The sequence below is a fragment of the Petrotoga mexicana DSM 14811 genome, from assembly GCF_002895565.1.
In the GTDB taxonomy this organism is placed as follows: Bacteria; Thermotogota; Thermotogae; order Petrotogales; family Petrotogaceae; genus Petrotoga; species Petrotoga mexicana.
The window spans coordinates 62,255-84,599 of the sequence record NZ_AZRN01000021.1 but is presented as its reverse complement, the minus strand read 5'-3'; the positions used below and the strand labels follow the sequence as shown (position 1 = coordinate 84,599).

17 protein-coding genes and 2 tRNA genes are annotated in these 22,345 nt (G+C 33.8%); 4 read left to right on the top strand and 15 right to left on the bottom strand.

The window, feature by feature from the left end; genetic code table 11:
- Positions 1 to 60: 60 nt before the first annotated feature.
- The 5 genes from X927_RS05575 to X927_RS05555 form a co-directional block, all read right to left on the bottom strand.
- Entirely contained in the window at positions 61 to 789 is a 729-nt protein-coding gene (locus X927_RS05575) for a response regulator transcription factor (RefSeq protein ID WP_103066531.1), read from the bottom strand.
- 58 nt (positions 790 to 847) lie between these two features.
- On the bottom strand, positions 848 to 1,303 hold the full coding sequence (locus X927_RS05570) for a thioesterase family protein (protein WP_103077108.1): 456 nt from the start codon (positions 1,301 to 1,303) through the stop codon (positions 848 to 850).
- The gene (ftsH, locus tag X927_RS05565) at positions 1,254 to 3,191 is read right to left on the bottom strand and encodes an ATP-dependent zinc metalloprotease FtsH (protein WP_103077107.1); all 1,938 of its coding nucleotides are present in this window, start codon (positions 3,189 to 3,191) and stop codon (positions 1,254 to 1,256) included. The genes X927_RS05570 and ftsH overlap by 50 nt, the downstream gene beginning before the upstream one ends.
- A 37-nt stretch (positions 3,192 to 3,228) precedes the next feature.
- On the bottom strand, positions 3,229 to 4,164 hold the full coding sequence (tilS, locus tag X927_RS05560) for a tRNA lysidine(34) synthetase TilS (RefSeq protein WP_103077106.1): 936 nt from the start codon (positions 4,162 to 4,164) through the stop codon (positions 3,229 to 3,231).
- Between the two features lie 88 nt (positions 4,165 to 4,252).
- Positions 4,253 to 4,327: transfer RNA gene (locus X927_RS05555), tRNA-Thr, on the bottom strand.
- A gap of 473 nt (positions 4,328 to 4,800) precedes the next feature.
- Here X927_RS05555 and X927_RS05550 point away from each other — a divergent pair.
- The 4 genes from X927_RS05550 to X927_RS05535 all read left to right on the top strand — a co-directional run bounded on the left by X927_RS05550 (position 4,801) and on the right by X927_RS05535 (position 7,899).
- On the top strand, positions 4,801 to 5,244 hold the full coding sequence (locus X927_RS05550) for a hypothetical protein (protein ID WP_245855482.1): 444 nt from the start codon (positions 4,801 to 4,803) through the stop codon (positions 5,242 to 5,244).
- Between the two features lie 86 nt (positions 5,245 to 5,330).
- Positions 5,331 to 6,353 (top strand): NADPH dehydrogenase NamA, encoded by a 1,023-nt coding sequence (gene namA, locus X927_RS05545; protein ID WP_103077105.1) that lies wholly within the window; start codon positions 5,331 to 5,333, stop codon positions 6,351 to 6,353.
- Positions 6,354 to 6,418: 65 nt separating this feature from the next.
- Positions 6,419 to 6,495: transfer RNA gene (locus X927_RS05540), tRNA-Asp, on the top strand.
- Between the two features lie 162 nt (positions 6,496 to 6,657).
- Complete coding sequence (locus X927_RS05535) at positions 6,658 to 7,899, top strand: GAF domain-containing sensor histidine kinase (protein WP_103077104.1); 1,242 nt, start codon at positions 6,658 to 6,660, stop codon at positions 7,897 to 7,899.
- Positions 7,900 to 7,905: 6 nt separating this feature from the next.
- On the opposite strand, the gene X927_RS05530 is transcribed toward X927_RS05535, so the two are convergent.
- The 10 genes from X927_RS05530 to X927_RS05485 form a co-directional block, all read right to left on the bottom strand.
- Positions 7,906 to 8,889 carry a DNA polymerase III subunit delta gene (locus X927_RS05530; protein WP_103077103.1) on the bottom strand — a complete coding sequence of 328 codons (984 nt, stop codon included), beginning with the start codon at positions 8,887 to 8,889 and terminating at the stop codon, positions 7,906 to 7,908.
- Between the two features lie 13 nt (positions 8,890 to 8,902).
- Positions 8,903 to 10,594 carry a penicillin-binding transpeptidase domain-containing protein gene (locus X927_RS05525; protein WP_103077102.1) on the bottom strand — a complete coding sequence of 564 codons (1,692 nt, stop codon included), beginning with the start codon at positions 10,592 to 10,594 and terminating at the stop codon, positions 8,903 to 8,905.
- Positions 10,595 to 10,601: 7 nt separating this feature from the next.
- A complete protein-coding gene (locus X927_RS05520) occupies positions 10,602 to 10,877 on the bottom strand; it encodes a hypothetical protein (RefSeq protein ID WP_103077101.1) in 276 nt (91 codons plus the stop codon).
- 28 nt (positions 10,878 to 10,905) lie between these two features.
- Positions 10,906 to 11,802 (bottom strand): 16S rRNA (cytosine(1402)-N(4))-methyltransferase RsmH, encoded by an 897-nt coding sequence (gene rsmH / locus X927_RS05515; RefSeq protein ID WP_103077100.1) that lies wholly within the window; start codon positions 11,800 to 11,802, stop codon positions 10,906 to 10,908.
- A 38-nt stretch (positions 11,803 to 11,840) separates the two neighbouring features.
- A complete protein-coding gene (gene prfB / locus X927_RS05510) occupies positions 11,841 to 12,941 on the bottom strand; it encodes a peptide chain release factor 2 (RefSeq protein WP_103077099.1) in 1,101 nt (366 codons plus the stop codon).
- 30 nt (positions 12,942 to 12,971) lie between these two features.
- Positions 12,972 to 15,446, bottom strand: a complete 2,475-nt coding sequence (gene secA, locus X927_RS05505) for a preprotein translocase subunit SecA (protein ID WP_103077098.1) — start codon at positions 15,444 to 15,446, stop codon at positions 12,972 to 12,974.
- Positions 15,447 to 15,492: 46 nt separating this feature from the next.
- The gene (locus X927_RS05500; RefSeq protein WP_103077097.1) at positions 15,493 to 16,704 is read right to left on the bottom strand and encodes a hypothetical protein; all 1,212 of its coding nucleotides are present in this window, start codon (positions 16,702 to 16,704) and stop codon (positions 15,493 to 15,495) included.
- A gap of 181 nt (positions 16,705 to 16,885) precedes the next feature.
- Positions 16,886 to 18,955 (bottom strand): methyl-accepting chemotaxis protein, encoded by a 2,070-nt coding sequence (locus tag X927_RS05495; RefSeq protein WP_103077096.1) that lies wholly within the window; start codon positions 18,953 to 18,955, stop codon positions 16,886 to 16,888.
- A gap of 31 nt (positions 18,956 to 18,986) precedes the next feature.
- Entirely contained in the window at positions 18,987 to 19,868 is an 882-nt protein-coding gene (locus X927_RS05490; protein WP_103077095.1) for a VIT1/CCC1 transporter family protein, read from the bottom strand.
- Between the two features lie 26 nt (positions 19,869 to 19,894).
- Entirely contained in the window at positions 19,895 to 22,237 is a 2,343-nt protein-coding gene (locus X927_RS05485; protein ID WP_103077094.1) for an HD domain-containing phosphohydrolase, read from the bottom strand.
- Between the last annotated feature and the right edge of the window lie 108 nt (positions 22,238 to 22,345).

Here is a 22,345-nt window from a genome sequence, read left to right as displayed (position 1 = left end):
TAATATTAATAAAATGCAACTGGAAAAAAGGCAGAGGTAATACCCTCTGCCATTGAATATTTAGTAGTTTCTTTCCTTTCCAGGATCTCTGAATTTATATCCTTTCCCTCTTACTGTAATTATGTATTTTGGATTGGAAGGATCTTCTTCAATTTTTGTTCTCAACCTTCTGATATGAACGTCTACTGTTCTTGTATCTCCGTAGTAGTCATATCCCCACAATTTATCCAACAATACATCTCGACTAAAGACCTTTCCTTCGTTTTTAGCAAGAAAAACTAGCAAGTCGAACTCCAATGGGGTAAGGCTAACTGGTTTGCCATTTACCCAAACTTCTAATCTTTCAGTGTCAATAATCAAATCCTTGGCTGTGATTTTTTTGGGTCCTTCTTCTTTCATTTGCGCTGATGCAGCTTGTCTTCTAAATATGCTTTTAATTCTTGCAATTAGTTCTCTTACATTAAAAGGTTTTGTGACATAATCATCACTACCAAGTTCTAACCCCGCAACTTTATCCGCAGCATCATCTTTTGCACTCAATATGAGCACAGGGGTGTTGCGGTAATCTTCGCTGGATTTCAATATTCTAATTAAATCGAATCCATCCATTGAACCTGGTAACATAATATCGACAATGAAAAAGTCGGTATCTTTTTCCTCCAATTTCTTTAAAGCCTCATCAGCAGACACAGCCGTTATTACTTCGTAACCTTCTTTAGTCAAGTTCAAAGATAACATTTCAGAGATCGCCGGATCGTCTTCTACTATCATAATACTTTTTTTTGCCACTTTTCTTTCCCCCCTTTGGGATATTTTTTGTGTTAATGTATTCAACAATTACTCATCTTTAGGTGTAACGCTCAGAAATTTGTCCCGACAAATTAATGCTCTCCATTTTGTGATTTAAGTTTTTTCTTAGAATCTTTTTGGAAACAATATTTCGAGTTAATTCAAAAGTTGCAATTTTGTCGATTTCATCAAATGCTTCTCCCTGAAAATGCACTTTGTTGTAGGTTACGTCAGTTATTTTTAACTTTATAAATACCTTAAAAGAATAAGGGGTCGAGGACAGATGATCTATACAACTATGTGAAACTACAGAAACCTGATCTTTTTCCAAAAGATCTTTTATAGTATTATAACTACATTTATGTATTTCTTCTAAAAGAGAGGAGGTGCTTAAAGCATGTAAACTTATAACTTCTTTATCTTCTGACCATAAATAACTTTCATCTTTTACCTTAAAGGAATAATTAAATTCCTTTCCTTTCAATGAGATTATTTTCTCTAGAAAGGTATTCATAATTTACCACCTTTTCTTCTTCCCGAGTTGAGGTCACACCAAAACTTTCTACATATTCTTTCAGATCATCCATATCTTTTTGTAATAATTCTTTTAATTCTTTTCCTGTGATAGTTTCTTTTTTTAAAAGATATTGGGCAATGAGTTGGAGTTTCTCTTTGTTTTCTAACAGTATAGATTTAGCCTTTTCATAGCTTTTATTTATTATTTGCTTTACTTCAGAATCCAGTTCTTTTGCAGTTTCATCAGAGTAGTTTTTTTCTCTAAAGAGTTCACGTGCTAAAAAAGTTTCCTCACTTTCGCTAGCCCAAGCTACAGGACCAATTTTTTCGCTCATGCCAAAACTTTCTACCATCCTTCTGGCCATTTCTGTAGCTCGCTTTAGATCATTTTCAGCTCCACTGGTTATTTCATCAAATATTATTTCTTCTGCAGCTCTACCAGCTAACATTACTGCAATATCATCGAGTATTTCAGATTTATTCATCAGATACCTATCTTCAGATGGTAACTGTAAAGTATACCCTAAGGCCGCGTAACCTCGAGGAATAATGGTTACCTTGTGTACAGGATCAGCATTTGGTAAGAATGTTCCTAAAATAGCATGACCTAGTTCATGATAGGCAACGACTTCTTTTTCTTGATCAGAAAGCACCCGCGTTTTCCTCTCTGGACCAACTATAACCCTTTCGATGGCTTCTTCGCAATCCTTCATTGTAATGAACTTTTCCCCATTTCTGGCTGCCAAAAGGGCCGCTTCATTGACTAAATTTTCTAAATCTGCTCCAACAAATCCTGGAGTAGCTCGGGCTAACACTTCTAAATCAACATCTGGTGCTATTTTTTTGCCTCTAAAGTGAATCTTTAATATGTCCTTTCTTCCTTCGGCATCAGGTCTATCAATTACCACTTTTTTATCAAATCTTCCTGGTCTTAACAAAGCTTTGTCTAGAACATCAGGTCTATTTGTGGCTGCCATAACTATTATTCCAATACTTGGATCGAATCCATCCATTTCCACTAAGATGGAGTTAAGGGTTTGCTCCCTTTCATCATGACCTCCTCCCAGACCTGCTCCCCTTTGTCTACCTACCGCGTCTATTTCATCAATAAAAATAATAGCAGGTGCGTTAGCCTTAGCTTGGTTGAAAAGATCTCGAACTCTTGCTGCTCCTACTCCAACAAAAAGTTCAACAAAATCAGAACCACTAATATAAAAAAACGGGACATCCGCCTCTCCAGCCACCGCTCTGGCGAGTAAAGTTTTACCTGTACCTGGTTCCCCTACTAAAAGTACACCTTTTGGCATTCTAGCTCCGAGCCTATTAAAAGCCTTTGGATCTTTCAAAAATTTTACAACATCTGTTAATTCTTCTTTCGCTTCCTTAACCCCTGCAACGTCCTTAAAAGTGGTGCGGGTTTTTTTGGGATCATATTTTTTGGCAGGGCTTTTTATAAAATTCATACCTTGATTTGCACCGCCCGCACTTGATCGAAACAAAAGGGTGAAAAGAAAAATAAGTAAAAAGACAGGCAAAAGAAACGTTAAGATAGAAATCCACCAACTATTTTCCAAGCTTCTGACATATTTAATCTCTATCCCTTGGTTTGCAAGTCCATAAACATACTGTTGGTCCGATAAAAGATTAGGAGCATATGTCTCGTAATAAAGCCCTCTTTGATCTTTTGCTCTAGCATAACCAGAGTCTTCTATTTCTAAAGAAACAATCTTTTTATCTTCCAACATTTGAACTAACTCACTATATTCTATTTTTGAAACATCTTGAGTACCGATAAGGCTGTTGACTCCAACGTATATAAAAATACCTATTGTTATATATATTAATAATAGCCAAAAAACTCTAGGTTGGTTTCTTTTGTTTTGCAAGACATAGACCTCCTCTTTTCTCACTTCTATAAGTATCTCAAATTTTAACAAGTAGAGTATCGCTTTTTTTCGTTATACTTAGTCCGTTTATATTTCTTACTCCGCCATTGCGCATTTTTATAATTTTCTCTGTTTCCTCCATATTTGGCGGATATTTACCAAACTTCAAAAAGGCAATTCTTAATGTTTCGGCATCAAAAAAATCATTTTCTAATTTTAATTGTAACAACTCTTTTCCTATCTCACTTCTTTCTTCAAACTTTCTTTTAACTTCTTCTCTGTAACTCCAGATGATTTTTGCAAGTCTAAAAAAACTTTCTTTGTACCTTGGATTGATCTTCTTAAAAAAAGGGGTAATTTCATATCTTATCTTATTTCTAGCATAATCTAAACAATAATTGTACTTATCTTCCACATACTCTATATTATTAATTGTAACATAATTTTTGATTTCTTCCAAGTCGATACATAACATTGGTTTTGTTATTTCTTCTTCTATAGGGATTAAACCGCCTAATCCATATATTCCGGTTCCTCTCAAAATTCTGTAAATCATTGTTTCAAATAAATCATCCATATGATGGGCGGTTGCTATTTTATTATAACTTAATTTTCTTAATGTTTCATAAAAAAACTCATACCTTAAGTTTCTTCCCCCTACTTCAACGCCCACCTTGTTTTCTTTTGAGTATGTAAAAACATCCACTTTTTTCGAAAAAAAGGGTATCTTTAGTTTCTCACAAGCTTGTCTCACAAAGGATTCGTCACTATCGGCTTCTTCTCTCATACAATGGTTTAAATGGGCTACAGATATTTCAAATCCCATTGCTTTCGATAATTTTGACATCACATGAAGCAAAGACATTGAATCTTTGCCGCCGGAAATTCCTAATAGAATTTTATCATATTTGTTAAAAATTTTATAGTCTTTTATAAATTTAAATATTTTTTTCTCAAAATCTTGGAGTATCACTTCCTCTTCTCCTTCCAACTCTCAAATCTGATAACGTCTATAAAAACAAAACAGCGTCTTAAGACGCTTAAAATACTAAAAAATATTGTGGAGCCGGTGAAGGGATTTGAACCCCCAACCTACTCATTACGAATGAGCCGCTCTACCGTTGAGCTACACCGGCAATTGACTTCGTTATTGACGATACATACAAAAAAACCCAACTTTTGAGGTCAAAAATGGAGGGCCTGATTATCAAAAAAATATAATATCCGGCTTAATGCGGAATTTCGCACTATTAAAGTGCCAAGCACCATTACGTGCACGAGATTCTTTAGGCCCTCCAATTCCTTATTTTACTATATAATTTCAAAAATGTCAACTGTGCGCAGATCCCTTTTTCTTTTGGGTGAGAAGCTGCGCGAAGAAGCTGAAACTCTTTCAACCTTATGGGGGGGAGCAGGGCGAAGGGTCGCTAAAACCCATTATACAAGATTTGTGTGATAAGATAACTCACCTTCGAAAAAATATGGTATAATCAAATTATCAATGGAAGCACTTCCTCCATCACGGGGGTAAAAGGCGAAAACACCAAGGCGCATTTCATCAGAAATATGAGCTTCAAAAATGAATTTGAAAATAGGGGAGATAGTAGATATGCAAGAGATGCCAGTCAATATATCGCTGGGTTTAAACATGGGAACGATTGCAGCGGCACTTTTTTTCATCGCTAATCTTTATGTGTTTTTTCATCTTATTAATCAAGTGGTTTCACCAAAAAAGCACTGGAAATGGTTAGACAAAATGAGAAATAGGTGGCACTCTGTGCATTATATAGGAAATGCTGCAGCATTTATCGCAGCTTTAGTACATGGCGTTTTAATGGTGCAGTATGCTTCGGTATTTCACTGGATACTAATAGCTGTCATGGCTTGGATGGTGTTTGCAGGTTTTACCATGAGGTTTACGAAAGCAAGTCCAAAGTTTAAAAAGACTCTCAGGATGTTTCATGCAAAATGGTATATGTTTGTGATTGTACTGGTACTGCTGATAGTAGCTCATATTGCTTCACTTGGATCTTTTCCGTATTCCTTAGGTTAGGATAAATAAATCTGTGACCTGGGCACGGATTTTTTATGATTTTAAAAAGATACAAAAGAAAAAATAAACTATGCAGAGGTGTTGGTATGAGTAAGCTTTTCACTCCGTTTAAGCTAAAGGGCCTTGAAATTAGAAATCGTATCATGATGTCTCCCATGTGCATGTATTCTGCTGGTGACGACGGTAAGCCAACTGACTGGCACTTTGTCCATTATGGTACCAGAGCAGTGGGAAGTGTAGGCCTTATCATGCAAGAGGCTACAGCCGTGGAAAGGAGAGGTAGAATTACTGGCAATGATTTAGGATTGTGGGATGATAGTCAAATCGAGCCTCTGAAAAAAATTGTGGATTTTGTGCATTCTGTAGGAGGCAAAATTGGTGTTCAGTTAGCTCATGCAGGGAGAAAGTGTGAAGTGAAAAACGAAAAGATTGTTGCTCCTTCGAGTATTAAGTGGAGTGACGAATATCCCGTTCCATCAGAGCTTACTAAAAATGAGATTAAAGATATAATTAGAGCTTTCGGTACTGCGGCGGCAAGAGCTGTTAAAGTTGGCTATGATACTGTAGAGGTTCACGCAGCTCACGGTTATCTTATTCATGAATTTTTGTCACCACTTTCTAACAAAAGAAGTGATGAGTACAGAGGCAAAATAGAAAACAGAGTGAGATTTTTGCGGGAAGTATTACTTGAGGTAAAGAAAAACATCCCTGATGATATGCCAATTTTTATGCGCGTATCTGCTACCGATTTTGTAGACGGAGGACTTGACATAAAAGAAACGATAGAGATAGTGAAACTTGTGAAAGACTTTGTGGATGTTGTGGATTGCAGTTCGGGTGGTCTCTTATCGCCAAGGATAGATTTATATCCTGGCTATCAGATAATTTATGCAGAAGCTGTAAAAAGGCAAACAGGAGTACCAACTGTGGCTGTAGGCTTGATAACCAGTCCAGAAATGGCAGAGGAGATAATAGGAAACGAGAGGGCGGATATGGTTGCACTGGGCAGAGTGCTTCTAAGGCAGCCGTACTGGCCTGTATATGCTGCCCATGAGCTTAAGGATGAGGATATTATAGCACGACAATATTTCAGAGGAAGATATACATAAAAGAGTATTCTTTGTGGGGGCTTTACAAAGTGGAATTTTTGTGATAAAATAATTGAGCAGAAGATGGGGACGTAGTGAAGCTGGTTATCATGCCGGTCTGTCACACCGGTGCTCGCGGGTTCGAGTCCCGTCGTCCCCGCCATATTTTAAAAAAGCGAACGTTTAACGTTCGCTTTTTTAAGTTTTTTTTAAAGTTTATACGATATTATTATTTTTGAATAATTAATACTCTATTTGTTTAATTTGTGATATAATAGAGGTGACAGATGGTTTACAAAATTAATGAGGGGGGGATTATATTAAAATGCAGAAAGAAATAGAAAAAGAATTTTTTATGGAAACTTTTCAAGAAATGGTAGATCTTTTGCAAGAAATAAATTGGGACGAAAGCGAAAAAGACTTTCTAACAAAGCTTTTAAAAATTGCTATAAAGATCATACCTGAAGCTGAATGTGGTTCTATTTGGCTAATTAGGGGAGCATTATATGAAGCTATAGTTGGAATTGGTTACGATGAAGATTTAATTAAAGAAATGGTTGTTCCTTTCAACGAATCATACGTAAGTAACCATATGGATAGAGATTTAATAGAGGTCCAGAATATTTTGGATTACAATTCCCCTGAAACCGATTTGTACAAAATCAGCAAAAAATTGCATAAAGAAACAAACCAAATGGTTACTTTAATTTCCGCTTTAAAAAATAAAGACAGTGTAATCGGGCATATATATATAGACAGCTTCCATGTTGACTCTTTCGATGATAATTCAAAAAAAATGCTTAGAATGTTCAGCAATTTAGCATCTATATTTTTGACTTTGAAAATCTTACGGGATTCAGAAAAAGAAACAGTAGAAACGAATTCTAATTATTTGAGTTTTATTAGTCATGAGTTGAGAACACCTTTGACTTCGATTGTAGGATTTGCTGAAACTATATTGAACAACGAAGATTTAAAGGAAGAGGAGATAAAAAATATAGTAAAAAAGATGCTATTTTCTGCTAAGCATATGAACGCACTTTTAGACGATATTTCAACTTTCAACAAATTGAATAGAGAGAAGAGATTGAATTTAGAAAAATTAAATTTAAAAAAGTTATTGTATGAGGTTTTATCAATGTTAGAGCCCACAGCATCCCCTGATGTTGAAATAAACCTTAATTTTCCCGTTGATATTCCGGTAGATATTGAAACGGATGAAACTAAATTAAATCAGATCCTTGTAAATGTAATAGGGAACGCAATGAAATACACCACAGAAGGTTCAATAGATATCCGTGTAGGTTACGAAAGCCATACAAAACATTTTGTAATCGAGGTAAAAGATACAGGGGCTGGGATTCCAGAAGATAAGTTAAAAGACATATTTAGACCATTTTTTAGAGTTTCTAAAGATAAGCCGGGAAGCGGTTTGGGTTTAGCAATTGTGAAAAAGAATCTTGAAATGCTCAAAGGAAGTATAGATGTAAAATCAAAATTAGGTAAAGGGACAACTTTTGTGATAAAAATACCTCAATCCATAAGTAGTATTGTAGATAAGTGTTAATCATAGTTACGCTGAACATATTTCTTCAAATAATTTTGGGAAGAGTACTTTTGGTTCACCACCTGTTTTTAAGGATCTATCCAATTCTTCTATATATATTATTATTTTTTCTATAGAAGTAGGGGAGTAGAGTTTCTCAACATTAATTTTTTTTACTTTGTCGTTTTTAAAATTGAATCCTAAGAAGGAAGCTACTCGTTGTTGTGAAACCATGCTTTCTTTACTGATTTTCATAACTTCAGACCAATTGTAATTAGTCTTTCTTTCCCCATTTAGTATCACGGCATATAGATCCAAAAAGTATTTATATAAATAATTTGCTAGGGCAATTGGGGAGAATGAAGAAGATTTTACAATCGACTGCAGCTTTATTAGGGAATTTGATAATTTCTTTGTTGCTAAATCATAGCAAAGTTCTTCGTAATTCGCTGTAGAAAAATAAGTAGAAACATCTTCAACATCTTTTATAGATATAATTTCCATATCGGAATATATGGAAAGTTTTTTAATTTCTTCATACAACAAATCCTCATTTTTCCCCACAAATTGTATTATTTTCTCGGCTGTTTCATCATTTAATTGTTTGCTTAACTTGTTTGCAAAATCTTTAAGCATTTCTATCCACAGTTCATCTTTCCAAGGGGGAGGAATCATTGTCTCTATTTTTTTATCAAAATTTATTTCTTTTAGATATTTATTTTCCTTTTGAATATCCAAAATGAGTGTGCCTTCAAAAGTATTTTCATAATGTTTCAGTAAGGAAGATATCTTTTCTTGATAGGGGATTTTGAAAGAATTGAAATCTGTAATTACTATGATTCTGTTTGTGGAAAAGATACTCCCCATAGTAAAAAGGTTGTTGATGTCTTCATCTACATAATTTTCTGGCGATAAGGTAACTATTTCAGCGTTTGGGGATTTCTTAATAATTTCTTCGATTGTAAGCCTTTTTTGTATAGTAGAGTTTCCCAATATTAATATTTTTTGCAACGTTAACTCTCCTTCAGTCGATTGTGTGAAGTTGAATGACTTCTTGATCATTTAGATACTTATATGGTGGGATAGATTGTGAAACAACGGTGTCCCCATTACCAGTGATTATTACATTGTTTTCTTTTATTCCTAAGTTCAACAGGACGTTGTAAGCTTCGGTTATAGGATAACCAATCAAATCTGGCATAATATCTTTATAAAAAACTTTTTGATTTTGGATTGTGTTACTTTCTTTAGCATATCTATAAAAAATGTTAGTTAAAACAGGTGCAGCTACTTCTCCACCATAAAATTCTTCTTTAGGATTATCGATAACAACTACAGCAGTATATATGGGATCAACAACAGGATAAAAACCAACAAACAACGAATAATAGCTACCTTCAACGTATCCTATGCCACTTTCCGCCTTTTGGGCTGTACCAGTCTTTCCACCTATTCTTAAACCTTCCTTATAGGCTTTTTGTGCGGTTCCTTCTATGACTGTATAACTCAACCAATCTTTTACCATTTTAGCGGTAGGTTCAGATATAACTTGTCTTTCTGAGATTTCTTTTTCTTCTAAAAAAGTTGGTTGTACATACTTTCCACCGTTAGGAATTATGTTGAAAGCTGATACTAACTGTATAGGTGTAATCCCAATCCCTTGACCTAAAGCAATCTGAAAAGGGGTTATTTCATACCAATCATCCGGATAAGGGACTACTCCGTTGATTTCTCCTTTGAATTCTATCCCTGTTTTTTTCCCAAAACCATAGGTTAAAAGTTTCTGATAAAGCCATTGATTAGAAAATTCTTCAAGTATTTTTCCCATTATCTGTGCTATCGCTATATTTGAGGAATAGGATAGAGTTTCTTTGAGCCCGATTTCTCCCATTCCATAGCCTTGGGATTCGGTCACCTTAAAGTTTTTTTTGCCTGTAGGGTAGTATTCGTAGCCAGAATAAAATTTATCGTTAGGATTTATTATATGTTCATCGAGCGCTGTAGAGATTAACAGTGGTTTAAGTGTAGAACCTGGTTCTATATACCCCATATAAGCAATATTCCAAGGATAAAGCGAAACACTCGATTTAATTTTACCTGTTTTACTCTCCATAATAACAATAACTCCGCCTTCTGCGGATTCTTTTTTTACAGTATTTAGAAGTTCTTCATATGCTATTTGTTGCATTTTCAAATCTATACTTAAACTTGTTGTTTTTTGACTATTTAAAATTCCATTATCTAATAAAAAAGGTTCGATTCCATAGGAGGCTTTATTCGCTTTTCCAATTAGTAAATCAAGAGAGAACAATTCATTGTAAACACGTTGAGTAACAGGGTATATTCTAGAGTATTTGTTTAAAATTCCCAGATCGATATAAGCTTCTTCATAGGTATCATATGTTCCCCATTTTAAAAATTTTATGTTTTCTATTTGTTCCTCACTAAACCTTTGATTCAGTATATATTTATTTTTTTTAAAGTCGTTTTGTGATTTCATAAAATCTAAATCTATCCAAGCTTCATATTTTTCTTGGTTATATACAATCATATTTCCATTAGAATCCACAAGTTGTGAATATTTATTGTTTTCTAATGAAGCTGAAAATTCGTTAAAGTCCTGTGCCAGAGAGTTATTATACACAAAAGTAAGGATAATAAGAAAAACATATCCTGAAAGAAAAAGGAAGGTAAAGATTAACCATTTGTGTTTCATAAGTCGATTATTTCTCCATAATATTTAAGATCTCGATATATTTGTCTATTTGGCTATCTAAGGCAGATATCTGTGATTCCATATTGTTAAGCTCCATCTGGGATTGGGCTATTATGGATTTATAATTCTCAATATTTTTACCGAAATTAAGAAAGATGGTAAGCCAAATGCCAACAGTTAAAAAGGCCAAGAAAACTAAAATGATTATAACTATATCGACAGACTTGACTTTAGATTTAGTCTTTTCTATTCCTTTGCTTTTTGCGAACGTACTTCTTTCCATAAAAACTCCCCCTAACTCTTGTCATTCTTTAAGCCCCTACATACTCAGCCACCCTCAATTTGGCACTCCTGCTTCTTGGATTGTTTTTAATTTCTTCTTGCGTAGGTAAAATAGGTTTGGGAGTGAGAAAATCATATTTTTCATTATTTTTGAAAAAATTTTTGACAATCCTATCTTCCAGTGAATGAAAGGTTATTACAGCTACTCTTGCTCCAACCTTTAAAAAATTTTCAAATTTAGCAAGGGTTTCTTCGATATTTTTTAATTCTTCATTAACTTCTATTCTCAGAGCTTGGAAAGTTTTGGTGGCAAAATGTCTGTGCCTTTCGTAAACTTGCGTACTAGGTAGTCCTTTTCTAATAGCGTTTACTAATTCTTGTGTGGTATTTATAGGTCTGTTTCTTACAATGCTTTTTGAAATACTGTGAGCAAACCTTTTTTCCTCCCCATACTCAAAAATGATGCGTCTGAGTTCTTCTTGTGAATAATTGTTAACTATGTACGCTGCATCTTTTTTCGCTTGGTTATCCATTCTCATGTCTAACGGTTCGTCTTTAGTAAAAGAAAATCCTCTATTTTCACCTTTTAACTGAAAGGTAGAAACCCCTAAATCCATTAAAAAACCATCAACTTTATCAATACCTAAACCTCTCAAAACCATGTCTATATCTTTATAAGATGATTTAATCAATACTACGTTATCCGATAAGTCTTTTAACCTTTGTTCTGCGATTTCCAAGACCTCATAATCCACATCGACTCCAATTATTCTAGCCATCTTATCAGTGAATTCTAAAATAGCTTTTATATGTCCACCTTCACCAGCAGTGCAATCAACATAAATGCCGTCTTTTTTAGTTATCAAATAAGATAAGACTTCCTCCACCATTACACTTTTATGAAAATCATCGTATTTTCTTACTATTATTATACACCTCTTTCGCTGAAAAACAAATTAATTTATCACTTGTATTTTGCAAAAAATAACAGTTCTTCTTCTATGAATTCATCTATTTCTCCATCCAATACAGCTTGAGCGTTAGAGGTTTCATACTCTGTTCTTAAGTCTTTAACTAAAGTATATGGATAAAGAACATAAGATCTAATCTGATTACCCCAGGAAATATCCTTTACTTCCCCACGTAATTTTAATCTTTCTTCTAATTTTTTCTGATGTTCTAACTCATATAATTTTGCCTTTAAAATTTTTAAAGCGGTGGCTTTGTTTTGATGTTGTGAACGCTCGTTTTGTACCGCTACAACTATACCTGTTGGTAAATGAGTAATCCTTACTGCTGAATCTGTTTTATTAACATGTTGGCCCCCTGCTCCACCTGATCTATACGTATCTATTTTCAGATCATCTGGATTTATTTCTATCTCAACATTTTCATCAAATTCTGGCATCACAGATATCGATGCAAAAGAAGTGTGCCTTCTTCCATTGGCGTCAAATGGAGAAATTCTCACTAGTCGATGTACACCACTTTCATACTTTAATTTACCGTAAGCATAGGGACCTGAAATTTTTATGGTTGCGCTTTTTATTCCTGCTTCGTCTCCTTCTTGAAAGTCTATAGTTTCAATGTCATAATTATTTTTATCTGCCCATCGAGTGTACATCCTCAATAGCATAGATGCCCAATCCTGCGATTCTGTTCCTCCCGCACCAGGATGTAGGCTAAGAAATGCATTTGCGTCATCATATTCTTCGGATAATAACATCCTTAATCGAAAAGAACCGATCTTTTTTTCAATAACTTTTAAAATTGCTTCAACTTGGGCGGTCATTGATGGATCATCCTCTGATAATTCAACCGCTATTTCTAATTCCTCAAAATCGTTCTCCAATTTTTTGAATTCATCTATTTCATCTTTTAAATTTTGTGCCATTTTGGAGACCTTTTTGGCTCTATTCTGATCATTCCAAAAGTTTGGCTCCATCATTTCTTTGTCAAGTTTTTTAACTTCTTCTTCTGCTTTATCTATATCAAAAATTCCTTTTAAATCTTCAAAGTTTTCTTTCAATTCATCTATTTTAACCTTCGTTTCGTACTCTATCATCTGATCACCTCTTAAAAATGGTTTCAATTACTATCTCTTAACTTTATACCTTTTTTTAATCTTGTTGGATGGTTTAGTGATATTTTTACTTTTAGATCTCCCATTATCGTTCGATTCATCAACCGCTGATACGTTGTTATGTACAAAGTTCAAGCTGGCGTATATTCTTTTTGCTTCCCTTTCTTCTTTTTCTGGAACTACTTTTGCTATTCTCATTAAATAATTGACTATTTCGTCATATATACTGTCAACCATCTGGTCAAAAAGTATATACGATTCTTTTTTAAATTCCATAACAGGGTCTTTTTGACCATACGATCTTAATCCTACAGCTTCCTTTAGCGCTTCGATAGAATCTAAATGGTGCCTCCATTTTTCATCTATTATTCTTAACATAACAAATTTTGCGACTTTATTAAAATCTTCTCCAAACTCTTCTTTTTTGTATTGATATCTTTTCCAAAGTAAATCAAAAATTTCATCCTCTATTTCCTCACGCGTGTTCCCCTTTATGTCAGAAATTATTAAATATTGTTTCAACTTTTCTGAAATACTACTTTTGTTGTATTTTTCTTCAACTTCGTCCCATGAGGATTCCACTATTCTTTCCACAACATCCGTAAAGATTTCTTTTATGTGATCATCATAGTTGCCTTGTTCAAGGATCCAATCCCTATGGTTGTATATTACAGATCTTTGTTTGTCCATTACAGAGTCGAATTCGTACAATCTTTTTCTTATCGAGAAGTGTATTCCTTCAATTTTCTTTTGTGCATCCCGAATAACTTTACTGAGCATTTTATGTTCAATGGGTTGACCTTCTTCTATTTTTAAGGCGGTCATCATGTTTTTCATTCTGTCCCCACCGAACAATCGTAATACATCATCCTCAAAAGAGATAATAAATCTTGATTCACCAGGATCCCCTTGTCTACCAGATCTTCCTATTAATTGGTTGTCTATTCTTCTGCTTTCATGTCTTTCTGTACCTAAAACAAAAAGACCTCCAAGCTCTTTGACCCCTTCTCCCAATTTAATATCGGTACCTCTACCCGCCATATTCGTGGCTATGGTAACGGCGTTTTTTTCTCCTGCATGAGCGATAATTTCTGCTTCCCGTTCGTGGTATTTTGCATTCAAAACTTCATGCTTTATTCCTCTTTTTTTCAGTAGTTCACTTATGATTTCACTGTTTTCAATGGATGTAGTTCCAACTAATACGGGTTGACCTTTTTGGTTACGCTTTTCTATTTCATCAATTATTGATTGATATTTTTCTTTTTGGGTTTTAAAAATTAAATCGTTTTTATCTTCCCTAATAACAGGTTCGTTGGTAGGGATAACAACAACTTCCGTGTTGTAGATCGCTTTGAACTCGTCTTCCTCAGTTTTCGCAGTTCCAGTCATACCTGATAATTTTTCGTACATCCTAAAATAATTTTGGAAAGTTATTGTGGCAAAGGTTACACTCTCTTCTTTTATTTTTACTCCTTCTTTTGCTTCTATAGCTTGGTGCAATCCTTCTGAATACCTTCTTCCAGCTAACAATCTTCCTGTAAATTCATCAACGATGACAACTTCTCCATCGCGAACGATATAATCTTTATCTCTTTTGAAAAAATTTATTGCTTTTAAGGCGTTCAAAAGATGAAACAAATACTTAATGTTGCTTGGATCGTATAAATTATCGACGGATAACAGTTTTTCTGCCTTGCTTATCCCTTCTTCAGTTAATGCCAAAGTCTTTTGTTTTTCATCGATAGTGTAATCTTTTTCGACTATGAATCTCTTCGCCAAAGAGGCAAATCTTCTGTAAAGTTCGGAGGGAGTATCCGAAGGACCCGAAATGATTAACGGTGTCCTTGCTTCATCTATTAAAATGGAGTCAGCTTCATCAACTATTGTAAAGTAATGGCCTCTTTGAACTTTGTCGGTATTTTCGTAAACTAAATTATCCCTTAAATAATCAAATCCAAACTCATTAGCAGTTCCGTAAGTTATATCAGCTTGATACGCTTTTTTTCTATCTTCTTTGTCCATGTTGGCTTGAATGTATCCTACGCTCAAACCTAGATACTCATAAACCGGTCCCATCCAATTCGCATCTCTTTTAGCCAGATAATCATTATGTGTAGCCAGATGAACATTTTTTCCTGTTAAGGCATTTAGATATATTGGAAGGGTTGCAACTAAAGTCTTTCCTTCCCCAGTTTTCATCTCGGTTATCTTACCCTCATGTAAAGCTATGCCTCCCATTAACTGTACATCGAAATGCCGCATGCCTACTGTTCTTCGTGAGGCTTCTCTTACGACAGCAAAGGCTTCGGGTAAGATATCATCCAAACTCTCACCTTGTTTTAACCTGTTTTTAAATTCCAAGGTCTTACCAGATAATTCAGTGTCGCTGAGAGATTTCACGCTTTCTTCCAATTCATTTATTTTATTTGCGATCTTTGAATATTTTTTAAGTAAACTTTTATTCTTGTCTATCAGTCCAAAAAGCATAAATAATGCACTCCTTTCGAATCAAACTTTCTAAACTATAATTTTTTTATCTTATTTTTATTTCTACTGTATACATCCCATCATTATCGTATTCTTCTTTTATTAACCAGCTATCTAAAGAACCATAAAAATTCTTTGATAAGTAATTTGAAATATCTAAAATTAATAGATTATCGAGTTCTTCTTTTCTTTCAATTTCTCTATAATATTTTGTGTTTTTAAATCGAGATATTTCCGACAAATAGACATGCATCTTATCGGGTAAAACGTTTGAAAATATGAATTCATCTTCTACAAAATAAAGGTAAACTTGGTTTTCTACACTTTGATTAGACCAAAGATAATAATTATAAGTTCCAATCTTTCCTTCTTCCAGATTTCGTGCTTCTGCAAATTCTTTGAGCTTTGAAGTATCAATTGATGCTTCAAAGAATAAGTTTAGTTCGTTATTACTTATGCTTTGTGAACTAACGGCTATAAACTCTTCTTCTTTGATAATATTGGCGATAAATCCTATAACATTTATGCTTTCCTCGTCCAAAGGGGTTAAAAATTTTTCAAAATACGATTGAAAATCGTTTTTATTTAACATTTGTATGTTCAAAACTTCTCCAAACAATTTCTTGTTTTCCAAAAGTGTCAAATCAAAATTTTTCTTGGTACCTCTATAGTCTTTAGACTCAAATGTTGCCTTTAAGGTTCTCGATTCAACGGTAATGTAAAAATCCCACGGTTTATTTTCATTTAAAATATTTTCCAGCGAGCCAGATACTAAACCCTTTGAATTATTATTATAGGTTGTCGGTTCCATGTTCAGAAAGATGCCCTCATCATTTTTTTGAACAGCAAAATTTTTTTCTTCTAAGGTGTATAGGTCATTGCTTACTTTATTAGCACCAAAGATCTTTGTAAAGATTTCATCGAAAACTTCGTATTCGGCAGAGTATATGGCAATACTTTTCGAATTAACGATCATGTCAAATAGAAGGTTAAAATAGTTCGGATTAAATAATTCGCCGAACGAATAGTCTTTATCCGAATAAAATACCATCGGAGCATTTAAAAAATTCTGAATATTTGTATTCGTAGATTCTAACGTCGTTGAAAGTAATTCTTTGATATAATCCTGCCCTATTCCTTCTGTAGAGTTTACAAATCGATAAAAAGGCACAGTTTCATAGATTTCAGTATAAACATCTAAAGGACTTTTTACACTTATCGTTGTTTCTCCAAAGGTGAATAAAGCAACTAAAATCAAAAAGTTGAGGATAATTGATAATTTCTTTATTTTATTTTTTCCTCCCTCTTGTTTTCTATTTAGTCTTTAGAACCTCTAAAACCTGTTTTAGCGCCCCTTCGCCCCGCTTCCCACCCATGAGGATAAAGGAGACTTTACCCCTTTTGCTTCGCTTCCTACCCACATTTATTTCTAAGATATCTTATTCAACACTCATTTTGAATTTTGAAATGGCTGAGTTGAGATTTTGAGAAAGTTTTTCTAATTCTTGAGCTCTTTCATTAAGTGAACCAGCGTTTTCAGACTGACTTTGCATCAACATCTTAATTTCTTTAATTTTTTCGCTAGTTTCATTTACCGTTCTAGCTATTCTTTCCATAGAAGAACTCATCTCTTGCGTACTGGCACTTTGCTCTTGCGAACTAGCAGTTACGTTTTCTACCCCTGAAATCATCCCGTTTATCTCACCTAATATACCTTCAAATTGTTCTCGAACCTTGAGGGCTTCATCATTTATTTCTGCAATAGTATTTACGGTTTTATTGGTTACATCGTTAACATTGTTTGTACCTTTTTTTAGGTCCTCTAAAATGTTGCCGATTTTGTCCGTTGCTTTACCACTTTCTTCTGCCAATTTTCTTATTTCATCTGCTACAACAGCGAATCCTCTTCCCGCTTCTCCAGCCCTTGCAGCTTCTATCGCTGCGTTCAGCGCTAACAGGTTCGTCTGTTCGGTTATGGAATTTATAGTTTGAATAATATTTTCAATATTTTCTGCTTTTTCCAAAAGTTTTGAAACATTTTCTTCTGCTTCCTTGGATTGCTCTACACCAACTTCTATTTTCTTTACTATATTGTGAATACTTTCCATTCCTATATTAGCTTGGCTTTGTGTCATTTCAGCTGAATTGGATAACTCTTGTGCAGCGGAAGATAAACTTTGTGCTGAAGAGGCAATTTCTTCAATACCGGATGTAATCTCTTCAACTGAAGAGGCACTATCTTCCGAAATTAACTCTATATTTTTTGCTTCGTCGAGAACTTCTTCTGCCGAATTTTTGAATTTTTGCGAGGTTTCTTTTAATTCTTTTGAAGATGTTTCAACTCTGTTAGAAACATCTTTTATGCTTTCAATCGTATCTTTTAAGTTATCTCGCATCTTACTGAACGATTTAGCCATTTCACCCACTTCGTCTTTGGACTTGCTTTCGAATTTTACATCCAAATTTCCTTCCCCGAATTTTAATAAAACGTTTGAAAAATCTTTTATTGGTTTTGAAATACCTTTTCCAACAAAGTAGGCGACTACTATTGCTACAATAACTCCTATTATGGTTATTAGGATTATAAGCAACGTTAAACTATTTATCTCACTGTATATTTCACTCTGAGGTAAATTTAGGAACAAAATCCAGCCATTGGATAGCTTGGAATAACTCGTTAAAAACTCTTCGCCATTTAGTCTTTCTACAAAAGTCCCTTCTGTATTGGAGCTTATTGTTTCTAAGTAATCTGTTATTTCACCTTCTATACTCTTTCCAGATTCATAAAGAGGATGAGAAATTACATTAAAATTATCATCTACTAAGTAGGCATATGCTTTTTCGTATCCTAAATCTTTTTGAATGAGGTTGGCAAAATATTCCAATGGAAAACTCATCCCAGCAACACCAACAAAAGTCCCATCTTCTGGATCGAAATAAGGAACAGAATAAGTAATTACGTTAGTCTGTAAATATTCGTCAAAGTATATATCGGTCCAAACACCTTCACCTTTGTCCCTTGCTTCAAAAAACCACTGATATTTTTTATTTTCCAGGTTAAAAGTATCGTCTAATTTTATATATTCATTTTCTAAACTTTTATCTTCGCCTTCAATGTAGTAAAGGGAGTACAATTCTTTTGTCCTTAACATATCTGGATTGAAAACTATAAAAGAGGTTGCATTACCTTCTATTTTTTGCGAAAAATTCTTGGGTACATCCTTAGCTCTATCCAAAAACTTTATCACTTCAGCATTAGAAAAACTTGCTATAAAAGGATCAAATCCCAAAAAGGCAGAGTCACTATAATTATCCACGACTATTTCGATAATACTTATTTGTGAAACTAGATCAGATGCAAGACTCGCAGTTAAATTTTCTACCCCGCTTAGTGAGTATTCTTCTAAAAGAGAAGTGGATCTGAAAATTGATACAAAACTTATAACGGTTACCAAGACGATCACCAACAAGGTTGAAGATAAAATAATCTTGGTGCTGATTCTTTTCAATGCAAACTCCCCCTTTGAAATATGTATCAGGTTAAATTGAAACGCCCAAGGTGATTCTAACGATGAAGCCTATAAAAAAGGTTAATCCTGCAACACCTAAACTTATCCCTGCCATTTCAAGAAATCTACTTTTGAAGTTTAGATCCTTTGCTACAGAGATATAAAAATTGAAAACTAATATTATTATAACAGCTGTTAGTAAAGTTATAATTAAACTTAAAAAATATTTATTTGGCATTAACAAATAAGGAAGAATTAAAAAAAATACGGTAATTATATATGCGATTCCCGTGTAAGCTGCTGATTTTAATGCTCTTTCATCGTTTTCTGCTCTTTTTGATAGATACTCGGATGCCGCCATTGACAATGATGCAGCTATCCCTGTTATTAATCCAGATGTAGCTATTATTATTCCGTTTTGAAGGGCAAAGGTCAAACCAGCTAATGCACCAGTCAATTCGACCAATGCATCGTTTAAACCCAGCACAATCGATCCCACATAATTCAATCTTTCTTCTTCTATCATTCCTAAAAGTTCCTGTTCATGCTTATCTTCTTCTTCCTCAATCTGTTTTGCTTCTGGGACTACGCCGGAAACATCTTCGTAGGAGATCTGAGCCCTTTCTTCACCCTTTTCCATAAGCTTCAAACTGAAGGTTAATCCAAGTATTTTAGAAAGAATGAAATAGAATATAACTTTTATGTAATTTGGTTTTACATCTTCGTTCGTATAACTTTTCCAAAAATCGTGATGTTTTAATTCTTCATTCGCTATGCTTTCTAAGACTTTTTTATTTTTAGGATCTTTAGTAGATCCAGCTAACCTTTTATAAATCATATGTTCCGTTATCTCGGCCTTTTGGAAATTTAATAAATGTTTTTTTGTTTTTGAGTCGATTTTTGATTTTTCCATTTTAGCACCTCCGATTAAAAATTTTTTTATTCTTCATAGTTTTTATACATTTCTTCTATGTCTTTTTCGTATCTTTTCAATATTTCTAAGAGTTTTGGGTTAAAATGTTCTGGTTTTGTTCTGTTATCCCCGTGTAACAATACTTCAATAGCCTCTCTATGCGAGAAAGCTTTTTTATAACTTCTTTTTGATCTCAATGCATCGTATACATCTACTAAGCCAACAATCTGAGCTTCAATGGGGATCTGTTCACCCCTTAATCTGAAAGGATACCCAGAGCCATCGTAATGTTCGTGATGATAAAGGGCAATTTTTCTTGCTGTTTCAAAATATGGATCATCCAACAAATTATCGGCATATAGCGGATGTTTCCTTACTTCTTCCCATTCTTTTTCGTTTAGTTTACCAGGTTTGTTTAGTATCTCGGCAGGAACAAAAAGTTTCCCCACATCGTGAAGGGAAGAAAAGTCTCTTATCTTTTCAACTTGTTCTTTGGGTAAATCTAATTTTTCGGCAAAAAAAGCAGATAATTCACTCACACGGTAAATATGTTTCTTACTGTTTTCATCGTGTGATTCTGCTAATATTGAAAGCTTGCTTGCAAAGGTTGTATAAGCATTTTTAATCTCTTGCGTTCTTAATCTGTTGACAAAAAACATTTTTGCCACATTTAACAAGGAATCAAAAAATTTAACTGATTCTTCAGAAAAATTCTCATCGCTACCTTTTTTAATGTCAAGTGAAATATTCAAATCCCGGTTTTCATCTATTTTTATTGTTTTTAGTAGAGTAAATTTTATTGGTTTGGTAAATTTGTACATTAAGTTTAATACATCTTTAGGCATTCTTTCTTCATCCAATGAAAGTACGCTATCAAGTACCTTAGATTCTTCAACGATAAAAGCATAACTTTTTTTAAGGTCTAAACTTTTTAAACCGTTAATATCATGACCCAACGTAGCTAAAAATCTCCAACTATCTCCTTCTATTATCGAGGCACTGCCATAATCAGCTTCTGGGATTTCTATGATTAAAGTATTTAAAAATTTCTGAAAAAAATCTTTAACTTTTACCTTTTCATCTCCTACTTCTGAGATAATTTCCAATAGATGTATTATTTTATTATTCAGTTGTTCTATCTCCTGATAACTACTCTCTATTTCCTCATTTTGTGACATCAACTCTTCGTTGTAGGAGGTTAATTGTTCATTTGCTGCGGTAAGTTCTTCATTATAACTTTGAGCTTCTTCCTTTGCCTCATTTAATTCATTCAAAAGAGAGTAAAGTTTTAAATTATCTTCTCTTAGAATATATATAAATATAATGGAAAAAGGCACTAGAATCATTATTATCCAAAAAATAATAGGGTAATTTTCATAAAAAGAAGGAGGTTTGTTCTGGATTGTTGAATTTACTGGTAGGCTCTTGATTGAAATACCAAATCTTTCTAAGGCAGGAAAGTTAAAAACGTATTTATTATCTGGGAAGTAAATTCTTGGCAACTCTTTAATATCAACTCCGCTTAATAAGTCTATTGCTATCTCTCCAGCTTTCCGCCCTTGATCGTATGCGCTGGTAATTTTACCTCCTACTACGTTGTTGCCCATGTAAACGCTTGAGGTAGTATAAATGGGAAGCTTCTCAAATTCTCCCATATATTCTTCTACTTGGGTATAATCATAAAAATTTCCATAAATATCTTTACTAAAAGCCAAAAGAAGCGCTATCGAGTTTTTCAAAGGTGTATCGAGCTCTTGTTTTATTTGATCCAATGAATCTGTAAGAAAGATAAAATTAATACCCTTAAATTGAGGTGTTATATCATTTTCCACTTCTTGCTTAAAAAGCTCACCTGTTTTTGTCTGATTATCAACAACTACATAAACATTCTTTGTGGTTGGATGAAGATCTAGAGCTAATTCTAATGTTTCTTTTATATCATGAATCTCTACGATACCGCTTACAAAGTCTAATTTACTCAAATCGTATTCTTGATAGTAATTGATCCCAGTATATACTATAGGAATCCCCAAAAAAAGTGATTCATAATTAGATAAAACAAAATCAAAAGCGTTATTATCCAGTGCAATAACGACATCAAATGTAAAACCACCAAATTTTCTTTCAAAGTACTCTTTGAATATGTTTAAGCTATTATCATCACCAAACCTTTTGCTATCAAGATATTCTACATATATATTTATACTTTCTTCATCTTCTAAAATTGAATTTATACCCTCTAATTCCCTATCTGACCAAGATAAACCTGGATTATACGAATTTAAAATTAGGACAGTAGAGGCTAAAGAATAAATCCCAGACAAGATAAATAGTAACAACAAGAATAGAGCTTTATAATTTTTTTTCACAAGGGGACCTCCTAAGTATAATGAGTGCAGATTTGCATTTTTATCATACTTGCGATATTATATCACAAATTAGAAAACCTTAAAAGTAGAATAATTTTCGTTGTTAAA